Annotated in this window: 14 protein-coding genes; 1 reads left to right on the top strand and 13 read right to left on the bottom strand. The window is 67.9% G+C overall.

What is annotated here, in order from left to right; translation table 11 throughout:
- Nucleotides 1–3: 3 nt before the first annotated feature.
- The 4 genes from ACQCSY_RS19600 to pyrR are packed head-to-tail and all read right to left on the bottom strand — an operon-like array spanning nucleotide 4 to nucleotide 3,525.
- Nucleotides 4–522 carry a hypothetical protein gene (locus tag ACQCSY_RS19600; RefSeq protein ID WP_427131393.1) on the bottom strand — a complete coding sequence of 173 codons (519 nt, stop codon included), beginning with the start codon at nucleotides 520–522 and terminating at the stop codon, nucleotides 4–6.
- Nucleotides 522–1,901 (bottom strand): dihydroorotase, encoded by a 1,380-nt coding sequence (locus ACQCSY_RS19595; RefSeq protein ID WP_427131391.1) that lies wholly within the window; start codon nucleotides 1,899–1,901, stop codon nucleotides 522–524. Before ACQCSY_RS19595 ends, ACQCSY_RS19600 begins: the two co-directional genes overlap by 1 nt.
- Nucleotides 1,901–2,929, bottom strand: coding sequence for an aspartate carbamoyltransferase catalytic subunit (locus ACQCSY_RS19590; protein ID WP_427131389.1), 1,029 nt, complete (start codon nucleotides 2,927–2,929; stop codon nucleotides 1,901–1,903). The genes ACQCSY_RS19595 and ACQCSY_RS19590 overlap by 1 nt, the downstream gene beginning before the upstream one ends.
- The gene (gene pyrR / locus ACQCSY_RS19585) at nucleotides 2,926–3,525 is read right to left on the bottom strand and encodes a bifunctional pyr operon transcriptional regulator/uracil phosphoribosyltransferase PyrR (protein WP_427131387.1); all 600 of its coding nucleotides are present in this window, start codon (nucleotides 3,523–3,525) and stop codon (nucleotides 2,926–2,928) included. Before pyrR ends, ACQCSY_RS19590 begins: the two co-directional genes overlap by 4 nt.
- Nucleotides 3,526–3,681: 156 nt before the next feature.
- On the opposite strand from pyrR, the gene ACQCSY_RS19580 reads away from it, so the two are divergent.
- Nucleotides 3,682–4,944, top strand: coding sequence for a PrsW family intramembrane metalloprotease (locus ACQCSY_RS19580; RefSeq protein WP_427131385.1), 1,263 nt, complete (start codon nucleotides 3,682–3,684; stop codon nucleotides 4,942–4,944).
- 179 nt (nucleotides 4,945–5,123) lie between these two features.
- On the opposite strand, the gene nusB is transcribed toward ACQCSY_RS19580, so the two are convergent.
- The 9 genes from nusB to ruvX form a co-directional block, all read right to left on the bottom strand.
- A complete protein-coding gene (gene nusB, locus ACQCSY_RS19575) occupies nucleotides 5,124–5,534 on the bottom strand; it encodes a transcription antitermination factor NusB (protein ID WP_427131383.1) in 411 nt (136 codons plus the stop codon).
- A complete protein-coding gene (gene efp / locus ACQCSY_RS19570) occupies nucleotides 5,534–6,097 on the bottom strand; it encodes an elongation factor P (RefSeq protein ID WP_427131381.1) in 564 nt (187 codons plus the stop codon). The genes nusB and efp overlap by 1 nt, the downstream gene beginning before the upstream one ends.
- Nucleotides 6,098–6,283: 186 nt before the next feature.
- Nucleotides 6,284–6,802, bottom strand: coding sequence for a tetratricopeptide repeat protein (locus ACQCSY_RS19565; protein WP_427131379.1), 519 nt, complete (start codon nucleotides 6,800–6,802; stop codon nucleotides 6,284–6,286).
- Nucleotides 6,802–7,893 (bottom strand): 3-dehydroquinate synthase, encoded by a 1,092-nt coding sequence (gene aroB / locus ACQCSY_RS19560; protein WP_427131378.1) that lies wholly within the window; start codon nucleotides 7,891–7,893, stop codon nucleotides 6,802–6,804. The genes ACQCSY_RS19565 and aroB overlap by 1 nt, the downstream gene beginning before the upstream one ends.
- Nucleotides 7,893–8,447: a shikimate kinase gene (locus ACQCSY_RS19555; protein ID WP_427135952.1), complete on the bottom strand. Its 555-nt coding sequence runs from the start codon at nucleotides 8,445–8,447 to the stop codon at nucleotides 7,893–7,895. The genes aroB and ACQCSY_RS19555 overlap by 1 nt, the downstream gene beginning before the upstream one ends.
- A gap of 113 nt (nucleotides 8,448–8,560) precedes the next feature.
- Nucleotides 8,561–9,760 carry a chorismate synthase gene (aroC, locus tag ACQCSY_RS19550; RefSeq protein ID WP_427131376.1) on the bottom strand — a complete coding sequence of 400 codons (1,200 nt, stop codon included), beginning with the start codon at nucleotides 9,758–9,760 and terminating at the stop codon, nucleotides 8,561–8,563.
- Between the two features lie 26 nt (nucleotides 9,761–9,786).
- Nucleotides 9,787–10,698 (bottom strand): shikimate dehydrogenase, encoded by a 912-nt coding sequence (locus ACQCSY_RS19545; RefSeq protein ID WP_427131374.1) that lies wholly within the window; start codon nucleotides 10,696–10,698, stop codon nucleotides 9,787–9,789.
- Nucleotides 10,695–12,401 (bottom strand): endolytic transglycosylase MltG, encoded by a 1,707-nt coding sequence (gene mltG / locus ACQCSY_RS19540; protein ID WP_427131372.1) that lies wholly within the window; start codon nucleotides 12,399–12,401, stop codon nucleotides 10,695–10,697. Before mltG ends, ACQCSY_RS19545 begins: the two co-directional genes overlap by 4 nt.
- The gene (gene ruvX / locus ACQCSY_RS19535) at nucleotides 12,398–12,982 is read right to left on the bottom strand and encodes a Holliday junction resolvase RuvX (protein WP_427131371.1); all 585 of its coding nucleotides are present in this window, start codon (nucleotides 12,980–12,982) and stop codon (nucleotides 12,398–12,400) included. The genes mltG and ruvX overlap by 4 nt, the downstream gene beginning before the upstream one ends.
- Nucleotides 12,983–12,987 lie beyond the last annotated feature (5 nt).

Genomic DNA, 12,987 nt, shown 5'->3' with positions numbered 1-12,987 from the left:
TTGTTACTTTCCACTATCGGCGTCTGCCTGAGGGGCTGCGGAGATCAAATCTTGAAGGGTGGTGAGAAGGGTTGTCTTGTCTTCGGCACGTCGGGTGCGGAAGCCGGAGTCCAGTTCGCGGGAGCCCAGCATCCAGCTGAGCACCAGCAGGCCGTCCTTTTCGACGAATTTTCCGGCCATGCCGCTGTCCTGGCGCACGCCGGTGAGCTGTCCGGCCGGGATGAACACCGGACCGGCTCCGGAGCGTTCGAAGAGCACGCCCTCGGCGTGCACGCTGAGTTCGGCGTTGGTGCGGATACCGAGGTTGTGGACGGCGATCCTGTCCAGCCAGTCACCGGCGGTGGTGGAGGCCACGTACTGGCCGTCGGCCGCGGCCAGCGGGGCACTAAGCTCCGCGGGGACTTCGGGCAGGGCGTCGACGTCGGACTGGCGGCGCATCCGGTTCCGCCAGCCGATGGCCAGCAGGGCGAAGACCACGACGGCGAAGGCCAGCATGGCCAGTCCGGGGAGCAGTTTATCCATCAGTGCCGGCCCGCCGGTGCGGTTTCCGGCCGGTCCTGCGGGTCTGAATCGTACCGGTACGGAGTGTTGAGCTTGCCGTCCAGGACGGTGGGGTGGCCTTTGAAGAACGTCGCCACTACCCTGCCGGGAAGTTCCCGCCCGGCAAACGGAGAGTTGCGTCCCATGGTTGCCATCTTAGAAGGGTCCACGGTCCAGCGCGCAGCCGGGTCCACCAGTATGACGTTGGCCGGTTCGCCTGCTTCGAGGGGGCGGCCCTGGTCTTCCAGCCGGCCGATGGCGGCGGGGACGGCGGAGGTGACGCGGGCGAAGTCCGCCCAGCTCATCAGTCCGGTTTCAATCATGGTGTGCTGGACCACCGAGAGCGCGGTTTCCAGCCCGGTCATGCCCATGGCCGCCTGCGCCCACTCGCATTCCTTGTGTTCGCTCGGGTGCGGGGCATGGTCGGTGCCGACGACGTCGATCGTGCCGTCGGCCAACGCGGCGCGCAGGGCCTGGACGTCCGCGTCTGTGCGGAGCGGCGGGTTGACCTTGTAGACGGGGTCGTAGCTGCGGGCGAGTTCGTCCGTGAGCCAGAGGTGGTGGGGCGTGACCTCGGCGGTGACGTTGACCCCGCGGGACTTGGCCCAGCGGACGATTTCCACGGAACCGGCCGTGGAGACGTGGCAGACGTGCAGCCGGGACCCGACGTGCTGGGCGAGCAGCACGTCGCGGGCGATGATGCTTTCCTCGGCGACGGCCGGCCAGCCGGTGAGGCCGAGGACGGCGGAGACTTCACCCTCGTTCATCTGGGCGCCGGCGGTGAGGCGGGGTTCCTGCGCGTGCTGGGCCACGACGCCGTCGAACGCCTTGACGTATTCGAGGGCCCGGCGCATGAGCACGGGATCGTGCACGCAGATGCCGTCGTCGGAGAAGACGCGGACCCGGGCGCGGGAATCGGCCATCGCGCCGAGCTCGGCGAGCTGTTCCCCCGCGAGGCCCACGGTGACGGCACCGACCGGGCGGACGTCCACCCAGCCGGCAGCGCGGCCAAGGGTCAGGACCTGTTCGACGACGCCGGCGGTGTCCGCCACCGGGGTGCTGTTGGCCATCGCGTGCACGGCCGTGTAGCCGCCCAGGGCGGCGGCACGGGTACCGGTTTCGACGGTTTCGGCGTCTTCGCGGCCGGGTTCGCGCAGGTGGGTATGGATGTCGACCATGCCCGGGAGTGCCACGAGGCCGGCGGCCTCGATGACCGTGGCGCCGTCGGCCGGGAGGTCCCTGCCGCGCCGGGCGATCACGCCGTCGCGAATCAGGAGATCCTCGGCGGCCCCGCCAAGGAGTGCGGCACCGCGGATGAGGTAGGCGCCCCCGGTGACTGCGTCCTGTTGCTGTTCGGCCATCAGTGGCTCTCCTTGTTCGGATTGGCGGCGTTGGAATAGGCGGCGTTCGGATTGGCGGCTGGTTCGCGGGTGTCCCCGGAGAGCAGCAGGTACAAGGTGGCCATACGGACGGAGACGCCGTTGCGCACCTGGGCGAGCACGGTGGAGCGGGGCGAGTCCGCGGCGGAGGAGGAAATTTCCAGGCCCCGGTTCATGGGGCCGGGGTGCATGATGATGGTGTCCTTGAGGCCTAGGCTGTCCAGGGCGCGGAGCCGGTTGTCGTCGAAGCCCCAGCGCCGTGAGTACTCGCGCGTGGTCGGGAAGAAGGACGCGTTCATGCGTTCGCCCTGGACCCGGAGCATCATCATGGCGTCCACGCCCTTTTCGAGGGTTTCGTCGAGATCGTAGCTGACGGTGCAGGGCCACTTTTCGACGCCGATGGGCAGGAGGGTGGGCGGCGCCACAAGCGTGACTTCGGCGCCCAGGGTGCGGAGCAGCCAGACGTTGGACCGCGCCACGCGGGAGTGCAGCACGTCGCCGGCGATCGCGACCCGCATGCCCAACAGGTCCGCCCCGGCGGACGGCGTGCCGGCCAGCCTGGACCAGTGCCGGCGCATGGTGAAGGCGTCCAGCAGGGCCTGGGTGGGGTGTTCGTGGGTGCCGTCGCCGGCGTTGATGACGGCGGCGTCGATCCAGTCGGTGGCGGCCAGCCGGTGCGGGGCGCCGGAGGCCCAGTGCCGGATGACGACGGCGTCGGCGCCCATCGCGGCCAGCGTCTGGGCGGTGTCCTTGAGGGACTCGCCCTTGGAGACGGAGGAGCCCTTCGCGGCGAAGTTGATGACGTCCGCGGAGAGCCGCTTGGCGGCGGCCTCGAAGGAGATGCGGGTCCGGGTGGAGTCTTCGAAGAACAGGTTGACCACGGTGCGGCCGCGCAGGGCGGGCAGCTTCTTGACCTCGCGCTCCCCCACGGCCGCCATTTCCTCGGCGGTGTCGAGGATGCGGACGGCGTTGGCCAGGCTCAGGTCTTCGGTGGAGAGCAGATGCCTCATGCGACGGCCTCGATGACCACTTCGTTGACGGGCGCACCGTCCACTGAGTCGGTTTCCTCGAGCCTGACGCGGACCTTTTCGGCGGACGAGGTGGGGAGGTTCTTGCCGACGTGATCGGCACGGATGGGCAGTTCGCGGTGGCCGCGGTCGATCAGCACAGCCAGGCGGACGATCCTTGGGCGACCGAGATCGATGATGGCGTCCAAGGCTGCGCGGATGGTCCGTCCCGAGTAGAGGACGTCGTCGATCAGCACGACGACCTTGTTGTCGATCCCGGTGCGCGGCAGCTGGGTCGGATACGGCGGACGCGTGGGCTGGTGCGAAAGGTCATCGCGGAACATGGTCACATCCAGCTGGCCGACGATCGCGGCGGCGTCCACGGTGGGATCGGCGGCGGCTATCTTGGCGGCGAGACGGACGGCGAGGGGATAACCCCGGCGCGGGATACCGAGCAGGACCAGGTCCTGGGAGCCCTTGTTGGCCTCGAGAATTTCATGGGCGATACGAGTGAGTGCGCGGTCGATGTCGGCCTGGTTGAGGACAACCCGGGTGAGCACAACCTTTGCCGGACCCGGTGCTGCTGGCACAGAAGTCAAAGCTCGTCTCCCCTTTCCCCGCCTCACGGGACGGAATTAAAAAAGGATTATTTGCCCTTTCAAATTACCACACGGGCTGCGGCGGAAGCGCCCCGGGAAAGGCGGTATGCGTCACAGCTCCTTGGGACGGGGGATGCCTGCACCTACGCTGTGTCCATGACGATCAACGGATCCGGGCCGGGCCACCCCAGCGGGGATTTTCCCGGCGGACCGCTGCCGCTGCCCCAGCAGGCCAACCCCACCTGGATGGGGCAGGTCCAGCAGCAGCATTACCGGCCGGCGCCGTCCGGCAGTGGCAGCCAGTCCGGTCCCGTCCTGCCGCCCGCTTTTCCGGCAGCCCGCCGCGGCCGTTCCTCCGCCGGCGTGGTCGGACTCGTGGCGGCCGGCGGCGCGCTCGGGTTCCTTGGCCTGTTCCTGGTCCTGCCCTTCGTCCTGGACAGCACCGGGACGGCCGGATTCGTCGTTGGCTTCGTGGCCTCGCTGCTGCCGTTGACGGCGGTCCTGCTCGCGGTGTTCTTCATCGACCGCTGGGAACCCGAGCCCACGCGCCTCCTGTTCTTTGCCTTCATCTGGGGAGCGGTCGTTTCCATTGCGGTGACGCTGCTGGTCCAGCCGGTCTTCTCCCTGGCAGCGGGTGCCGCGTCCGGACTGGATCACCGGACGTTTGCCGTGACCGTCCAGGCGCCCGTGGTCGAGGAATTCGCCAAGTCCCTCGGGCTGCTGCTCCTGCTGTTTGCCCGGAAGCATTTCGACGGGCCTGTCGACGGCGTCGTGTTCGCGTTCACGATCGCGGGCGGCTTCGCCTTCACGGAGAACATCCTCTACTTCGGCCGCGCCATCGCCGATTCCAGCACCCCGAGCACGGAACTCGCCGTGGTGTTCTTCCTGCGCGGTGTCATGTCGCCCTTCGCCCACGCCATCTTCACGGGAACAACCGGGCTCATCTTGGGGCTCGCCGTGCGCCGCTGGAACACCGGGATGTGCATCCTTGCGTTCGCCGTCGGCCTCATCCCCGCGATGCTGCTGCACAGCAGCTGGAACAGCATGGGCCGGAATTTCCTGGCGCAATACCTTGTCGTCCAGGTGCCGATCTTCCTCGTGGCCGTCCTGGTCATTGTGCTGCTGCGGGTTGCGGAGAACCGGCTGACCCGGCAGCGGCTCCGGGAGTACGCGGCCGCGGGCTGGTTCACGGCAGCGGAGGTGGACATTCTCGCCACCGCCGGCGGCCGCCGCTACGCCCTCCGCTGGGCCGCGTCGATGGGCCGCCGCCCGCAGATGAAGGCATTCCTGCGAGCGGCCACCCGGCTCGCCTTCACCCGGCAGCGGATCCTCAGCGGCCGGGACGTGCCCGCGCACCAGCGCGACGAGCTGCAGCAGCTGGCATTCATCGTCGCCCTCCGGGCCGCCGTCGTGGGCTGACCGCACCGACTGCGGGGCCACAGCTGCGCAGGCACGGCGCGGACACGCCAGCGGGCACGCCAGCGGGCACGCCAGCGGGCACGCAAAGGGCCGGTGCCCGCCGTGAGGCGGGCACCGGCCCTTTCGGTGCGTGATCAGTCAGCGGGTAATCAGGCAGAGCGTGATCAGGCCACTGCAGATCAGGCGAGCAGCGAAGGCTTCAGCTGCTGCAGCCGGCCCAGCAGGCCGTTGATGAACGACGGCGACTCGTCCGTGGAGAGCGTCTTGGCCAGCGCCACGGCTTCACTGACGGCGACCCCGTCGGGGACGTCGTCGTTGTAGAGCAGCTCCCAGGTGCCGATCCGCAGGATGGTGCGGTCCACAGAAGGCATACGCTCCAGGGTCCAGCCCTGCGAATAGGTTTCCAGGAACTCGTCGATCGCAGCCTGGTGGGACACGACGCCTTCAACGATTTCGAGGGTGTACGGGTTGACGATCTGGTCCGTCTGTTCCCGACGGGACTTCAGAACGTCGAACGCCGAGACGGAGCGCTGCTCCGCCTCGAAGAGAACATCCAGGGCCCGGTTCCGGGCCTTGCCGCGTGCACTCACTAGTCGTTGACCCGGCCGAGGTAGCTGCCGTCGCGGGTGTCGACCTTGACCTTGGTGTTGTTCTCCACGAACAGCGGCACCTGGATCTCGTAGCCGGTTTCGAGGGTGGCGGGCTTGGTGCCGGCCGAGGAGCGGTCGCCCTGCAGGCCCGGCTCCGTGTAAGTGATTTCGAGGACGACGCTCGGGGGCAGCTCGATGTAGAGCGGGTTTCCTTCATGAATGGCGATGTTGACCATCTGATTCTCAAGCATGAAGTTGGTGGCATCGCCCACGGTGGCAGCGGAAACGGTGAGCTGGTCGAAGTCCTGAGTGTCCATGAATACAAAGTCCGCGCCGTCCTGGTACAGGTACTGGTAGTCGCGGCGGTCAACCGTGGCGGTCTCGATCTTTAGTCCGGCGTTGAAGGTCTTGTCGACGACCTTGCCGGACATCACGTTGCGCATCTTGGTGCGCACGAACGCGCCACCCTTACCGGGCTTGACGTGCTGGAACTCAATGATGTTCCAAAGCTGGCCCTCAAGCTTAAGGACGGTTCCGTTCTTGATGTCGTTAGTGGTTGCCACTGTATCCTCTGGTTTCTATCTGACTGGTTCTGCCTGCCTGGCTCTACCTGCCTGGTTCTATCTTTCTGGTTCTGTCTTCCAGACGGTCTATGCCAGGCAGGCATGCCGAACGGCCCGCCAGCGCGTATTTATCAAAAATCCAAGGTCCATTCTACCGGTTCCGCCGGACCGCTGCCGGACGGCCCCTTATGGCGTGAGGTCCAGCACTTCCCGGGCGCGCTGCAGCGCCACGGTGGAGGCGTAGATCAGCGACGCGTCGGCGGAACCGGCCACGCGCAGGTCCAGGGCTCTCGCGAAGGACTCCACGGCGGCGGCGATGTTGCCGCCGGCGAAGTACGAGCGTCCGAGGTGCTGGCGGACGGCCGCCTCGTCCAGCGTGCCCCGGGTTTCGGCCAGCAGCTGCCGGAACAGCTCCACGGCCCGGTCGAAGCGGTTGGAGACCCGCAGGACATCGGCCTCGAAGATGCGCAGCCGGAGCGAGTCGGGGTCCTTGTACCGGGCCTCGGCGAGCAGCTCCGCCGCCTCGGCAGCGCGTCCTTCGACGAGCCGGAGGAAGATCAGGTCGGCGGGGTCCGAGGAGGATGCCAGCGCCTCGGCGCAGGCCTCGTCGTTGACGATCTCGGGCATCAGGCTCTGCGGGTTGATCCGGATCCCGGGGAATCCGGCGTCGGGCCATTCGCTCGTGCCGCCCTTGACCATGTTCATCAGGAGGCGATCTCCTGGTAGGCGGCGAACAGCAGCGAGGTATCCGGGACGTCGAGGATGCCGGGGCGGCCGATGCCGTCGAGCACCACGAAGCGCAGCAGGTCGCCGCGGGACTTCTTGTCCCGGCGCATGCCGTCCAGGAGGGCCTGCCAGCGGTCCCGGCGGTAGGTGAGGGGAAGTCCCAGGCTTTCCAGGATGCTGCGGTGCCTGTCGGCGTCGGCATCGCTGAGGCGGCCGACGCTGCGGGCCAGCTCCGCTGCGAACATCATGCCCACGGAGACGGCGGCGCCGTGGCGCCAGGAGTAGCGCTCGACGAGTTCGATCGCGTGGCCCAGGGTGTGGCCGTAGTTGAGGATCTCCCGCTGGCCGGCTTCCTTTAGGTCCTCGGAAACAACCTTGGCCTTGACGCTGATGGCGCGTTCGATCAGTTCCCGCAGGATGGCGGACCGCGGATCGGACACGGCGGCCGGGTCCTTCTCCACCAGGTCCAGGATGGCCGGATCGGCGATGAACCCGCACTTGATGACCTCGGCCATGCCGGAAATGATCTCGTTCTTCGGCAGCGTGTCCAGGGTGTCCAGGTCGGCGAGGACGCCGGCCGGGGGGTGGAAGGCGCCGACGAGGTTCTTGCCTTCGGCCGTGTTGATGCCGGTCTTGCCGCCGACGGCGGCGTCCACCATGCCCAGCAGGCTGGTGGGCATGTGGATGACCTTGACGCCGCGCAGCCAGGTCGCGGCAACGAAGCCGGCGAGGTCGGTCACGGCCCCGCCGCCGACGGCCACCACGGCGTCCGAGCGGGTGAAGTCGTTCTGTCCCAGCACCTGCCAGCAGAAGGAAGCCACCTCGATGTGCTTGCCTTCCTCGGCATCCGGGATCTCGGCGGTCAGCGCGGTGAAGCCGGCCGAGGCAAGCTCTTCACGGACGGTGTCGCCGGTGAGCCGGAGGGCACGCGGGTGGATGACCAGGACGCGCTTGACGCGCTCCCCCAGCAGGGCCGGCAGGCTTGGCAGCAGGCCGCGGCCCACGACGACGTCGTAGTTCTCACCAGGAGTTTGTCCGGTGACCTTGATGACGGTTGATTCGGTACTCACTATTCAACTTCCTTTGTCGCCGCTGGCATGGGCACCGCAGCGGTTTTCGCGGCGGCGTACTCCACCAGCGCATCTTCCAGCCGGTGAGCCAGCTCCGGAACGGTTCCGCGCCGGACATCGAGAACCAGATCGGCGAGGCGTTCGTAAACGGGCTGCCGGGTGGCGAACAGGGTCCGCCACCGCCCCATGGCGTCGCCGGCCAGGAGCGGCCGGCCCGAATTCTTGGCGACGCGTTCCGCCACGGTCGCGGCGTCACATTCGAGATAGACCACCGTGCAGCGGGCCAGGAGCTGCTGTGTGCCGGAATCGAGCACCGCGCCCCCGCCCAGCGAGATGACGGTGTTGCTGCCCTGTGCATCCTCGATGGCCTGCGCCACGGCACGGGCCTCCATCTCGCGGAAGACATGCTCTCCCCGGCTGGCAAAGATCTCGGCGATGGCCCCATGGTTGGCAACCACGACGACGTCGGTGTCCACGAAGGCGGACCCCAGATGCTGCGCGAGCTGCTGTCCGATGGCCGACTTGCCCACGGCCATCGGCCCGATCAGGACGATCGGCCGGGCGGCTGCAGCGGCTTCTTTAGCCCCGGCGGTGGTCCCGGCGTTGTTCCCCGCTGTGGTCCCCGTTGTGTTCACGGCGTCGTTGCCGTCGATATTCCAGGCCGGCACTAGTGGCCGATCGAGTCCAGGGACGCCGGAATATTGTCCAGGTAACCCTTGATGTTGCGGGCGGTCTCCTGCACGGAGTCACCGCCGAACTTTTCCGTGACCGCTTCTGCGAGGACCAGGGCCACCATCGCCTCGGCCACGACGCCGGCGGCGGGGACGGCACAGACGTCCGAGCGCTGGTGGTGGGCCTTGGCGGCCTCGCCCGTGCTGACGTCGACCGTCTTCAGGGCGCGGGGCACCGTGGCGATCGGCTTCATGGCGGCGCGGACGCGCAGCACGTCGCCGATGCTCATGCCGCCTTCGATCCCGCCGGCGCGGTTGCTGGTGCGGATGATCCTGCCGTCCGCGTCCTTGACGATCTCGTCGTGGGCGGCCGAGCCGCGGCGGGAGGCGGTGAGGAAGCCGTCGCCGACTTCGACGCCCTTGATGGCTTGGATGCCCATCAGGGCGGCGGCCAGGCGTGAGTCGAGGCGCCGGTCCCAGTGGACGTAGCTGCCGAGTCCCGGCGGAAGTCCGTAGGCGAGGACTTCGACCACGCCGCCCAGGGTTTCGCCTTCCTTGTGCGCGACGTCGACTTCGGCCACCATGGCGTCGGAGGTTTCGCGGTCGAAGCAGCGCAGCGGGTCGGCGTCGAGGGCCAGCACATTGGCCGGGACCGGCAGCGGCCGTCCTTCCGGAACGGCGACACTGGCGATGGACACGGTGTGGGAGACGAGCTCGATGCCAAGCTGCTTGAGGAACGCCGCGGCGACGGTGCCGAGGGCCACGCGGGTGGCAGTCTCGCGGGCGCTGGCGCGCTCCAGCACGGGCCGGGCCTCGTCGAAACCGTATTTCTGCATGCCGGTGAAGTCGGCGTGGCCGGGCCGGGGCCGGGTGAGCGGGGCGTTCCGCGCCTGGTCAGCCAGGATTTCGGGGGCTACGGGGTCGGCAGCCATGATCTGCTCCCACTTGGGCCATTCGGTGTTGCCGACCTGGATGGCGACGGGGCCGCCCTGGGTCAGGCCGTGGCGGACGCCGCCGACAATCGTAACCACGTCCTGCTCGAATTTCATCCGGGCACCGCGGCCGTAGCCGAGGCGCCGGCGGGCCAGCGCATCACTGATCTGGACGCTGGTGAGTTCCACACCGGCGGGCACGCCTTCAATAATTCCAACCAGGGCCGGCCCATGGGATTCTCCGGCAGTCAACCAACGCAACATAAAATCCATCCTGCCATGTCCGGCACTCAGAACACCCGTCGGGGTGCCCCCACTGCGTCACACATCACATCTATGACTTCGGCCGGCAGCGCCTCGCCGAGTCCCGTGAAGTGTCGCACCTGTTCCATCGCCTGGTAGATCAGCATTTCCAGGCCCGGGACAACCGTCCCGCCCGCGTCCTGCCAGACCGCGGCGATCCGGCTGGGCCACGGATCGTAGGCAACGTCCAGGAGCACACCGGGGGTTTTCCTGCCGGATTGACGCCCCGGTTCCCGCCCCGATTCCGCTGCCAATTCCGCTGCCAGTTCCACTGCCAATGAGTCCGCCGCACGGGGCGGCAGGGTGGAGATGACGACGTCGGCCGCGGCCACGGCGGCCGCCGCACCGGCGATGGGAAGCACCTGGACGGGAAGTCCGAGCGCGGCGGAGGCGGCGCGCGCCTCGGCGGCGCGGCCGACATCGCGCACGAACACCTCCGCGGCCTGAGCGCCCAGTTCCTTCAGCGCGGCGATGGCGGCAGCCGCCGTCCCGCCGCCGCCGAGGATGACGGCGGTGGGCGCCGAGGCCGCGCCGGCGTGCCGGAGGGCGTTGACGATGCCGGCAACGTCCGTGTTGTACCCGACGAGGCGGATGGAGGCACCCTTGTGTTCAAAGGCGACGGTGTTCACGACGCCGAGGGTGCGCGCCACGCCGCGGACCTCGTCCACCTCGCCCACCATGGCGGACTTCAGCGGCATGGTGACGGACAGCCCCCGCCAGCTGCCTTCTTCGCGCACGTCTTCGCGGACCTGGCCCATGAACGCCGGCAGGGCAGCCTCGGTCACGTCGATGGCGGAGTAGGCGAGGTCCACGCCCAGGTAGGCATAGGCGGCCCGGTGGAGTGCCGGAGACTTCGAATGGCTGATGGGGTGTCCAAGCACGACCGCCCGCAGCGTCATACGCAGCGTCCCGGGTTGGCGTCGCACCAGGCGTTGTACTTGGCCACGTAGCCGTTGTGCTCGGCCAGGGTCTTGGAGAACTTGGTCTCCTTGGTGTCAAGGTTGATGGTCACCCAGTACAGGTAGTCGTTGGCCTTGGGCTTCGCGGCGGCGTCGATGGCCGTCTTGCCGGGCGATCCGATGGGGCCTGCCGGCAGGCCGGGGCTGGCATAGGTGTTGTATGGGTTGGACTTGTCGGCCTTCTGGGCCTCGTCGATGTGGAAGCTCCTGATGCCCAGTCCGTACGTGACGGTGGCATCGGACTGGATGAGCCCGTTGGTCTCGGTGTTGTTGGGCTTGAGCCGGTTGAGGATGGCCCCGGCCACGTCGCCGTATTCGGCCTGGCCGCCTTCAGCCTGGACGATGCTGGCGACGGTCACGGCGTCATACTGCTTGGCGGGATCGGTCACGCCCTGTGCCTTGAGTTCATCCAGGGTGGACCCGACCAGCTTCTGGAGGATGTCCTTGGCCGGGGTCCCGAGCGGGAAGCGGTATTCTCCCGGGGCGAGGAAGCCCTCGAGGTTCTTGGCCTTGGCCGGGACGCCGAACTGCGCGGGCGCATCGTTGAGGGCCTTCAAGTCCGGCATGGAGATGCCGGTGCCCTCGGAGATCGCCTGCAGCGATTCGCTGATCCGCAGCCCGGCACTCAGGGCGAAGTACATGACTTTGCCTTTGTCCTTGTTGAGCAGGATGGCCACGGCATCGGAGTTCTTCATTTCCTTGCGCATGGTGAAGCTTCCGGGGCTCAGGGCTCCGCCGGAGGCCGCGAACTCCTTGAGGAAGGTGTCCGCGTTCGCGACGACCTTCTTGTCCTGGAGTTCCGTGGCCACCGACTTGGGACCAGCGCCCGGTGCCACGGTGATCGCGACGTCGCCGGTTCCGGGGCCCGGGTAATCGGCCACTGCGTCGCCGCCGAGGAAAGGCTTGATGAACTGCGCGCCGACGACGATCGCAACGACGAACACCGTCAGGGACAGTACCAGCGCCAGGAAACGACGCCGGCGGCGGACCTTCTTGGACGGGCCCTTGGCGGTGCGGACTGCGCCGGCCATCAGTTCGTGGCCGGTTTCGCCGTGGTAGTCGCCTGTGACGTGCATGCCTGCATGCACGTCTGCGTCGGCGTAGACATGGTGGGCCTCATCTTCAGGGTGGGGTTCGGCCCCGTGCAGTTCGGACTCGTGCAGTTCGGACTCGTGCAGGTCGGACTCGTGCAGGTCAGAACCATGCAGTGCAAAACCGGAGTGCAGCGAATCCTGGTGATGTTCGGCAGCGTTCCCGCGCGCGGCCTGGACATGGGGATCTGCCGGGCCCGCATAGCCGGAGATCCGCTCCCCCGGCGCGGCAGCGTGGACGAAGTGCTCCTCCGCAGGATGGGTCGCAAACGTCTCGAGGGGTGCCTCGGGAGCGGCGGCTGCCTGCTCGCGGACGGCTTCTTCGTGGACGGCTTCTTCGTGGACGGTGGGGGCGGCCTCGGGAAGTTCCGGCGCCGCCGTCGGCTCCGCCGTCGGGAAGTGCTGGCCGGTCTCGAAAGCCTGGGGCGGGATCACGTCGTGACCCTGGGTCGCCAACAGCTTCTCCTGGGCCCTGAGCTCTTTGCGCGTCAGCGGTCGGCCGGCGCCGCTGAAAGCGTCACCGGAGGAGTCATCACTGTTGACCGGGCTCACTGTAGCCTTCCATGTTCTGAAGAGTGCGTCTGTACTGCCGGGCCGGTCTGTGCGCCGTTTCCGGTCGGCCCCGGCGCAGACTCCGCATAGACGCGGTTTCCGACCTCCGTTCCCCTGGCCTTTTGCATATCAATCGCGTGTTGCAGGATACCTGCCGCCGCAACCTGATCAACTACTCTACGGTGATTCTTGCTGCTCATGCCAGCTTCGTGCAGGTTCCGGTGGGCGGTCACCGTGCTGAGCCGCTCATCCACAAGCCGCACCGGCACCTCGGATCCGCTGTGCCGCAGGGCGCCGGCCAGCAACTGCGCATACTCCGTGGCCATCCGGGCCGAGGCATGCTCTTCGCCCTTCATGGTCCGTGGCAGGCCCACGAAAATCTCCACGGCGTTCAGCTCAGCGGCCAGCGCCGCGAGGATGCGCACATCCGTGTTTTTCTTGGCGTTCCGCTCCAGGGTGCGCAGCGGCGTCGCCAGGATGCCGTCGCGGTCGCAGACGGCGACGCCCACGCGGACGGTGCCGACATCCACCCCGAGTTTCACGCCCTGGGGGTAGACGCCGGGCAGAGCAGCTTCAGTCACGTGGA

It is taken from the genome of Pseudarthrobacter sp. S9 (assembly GCF_050156545.1).
Classification (GTDB): Bacteria; Actinomycetota; Actinomycetes; order Actinomycetales; family Micrococcaceae; genus Arthrobacter.
Note: the sequence above shows the minus strand (reverse complement) of the source record. Positions and strands in the feature narration are given on the sequence as shown.

Excerpts from the sequence above, each read along its gene's own strand:
- ACQCSY_RS19590 (WP_427131389.1), bottom strand. The coding sequence starts at position 2,929 with ATGAGGCATCTGCTCTCCACCGAAGACCTGAGCCTGGCCAACGCCGTC.
- ACQCSY_RS19595 (WP_427131391.1), bottom strand. The coding sequence starts at position 1,901 with ATGGCCGAACAGCAACAGGACGCAGTCACCGGGGGCGCCTACCTCATC.
- ACQCSY_RS19565 (WP_427131379.1), bottom strand. The coding sequence starts at position 6,802 with ATGAACATGGTCAAGGGCGGCACGAGCGAATGGCCCGACGCCGGATTC.
- aroC (WP_427131376.1), bottom strand. The coding sequence starts at position 9,760 with ATGTTGCGTTGGTTGACTGCCGGAGAATCCCATGGGCCGGCCCTGGTT.
- ACQCSY_RS19600 (WP_427131393.1), bottom strand. The coding sequence starts at position 522 with ATGGATAAACTGCTCCCCGGACTGGCCATGCTGGCCTTCGCCGTCGTG.
- ACQCSY_RS19545 (WP_427131374.1), bottom strand. The coding sequence starts at position 10,698 with ATGACGCTGCGGGCGGTCGTGCTTGGACACCCCATCAGCCATTCGAAG.
- ACQCSY_RS19580 (WP_427131385.1), top strand. The coding sequence starts at position 3,682 with ATGACGATCAACGGATCCGGGCCGGGCCACCCCAGCGGGGATTTTCCC.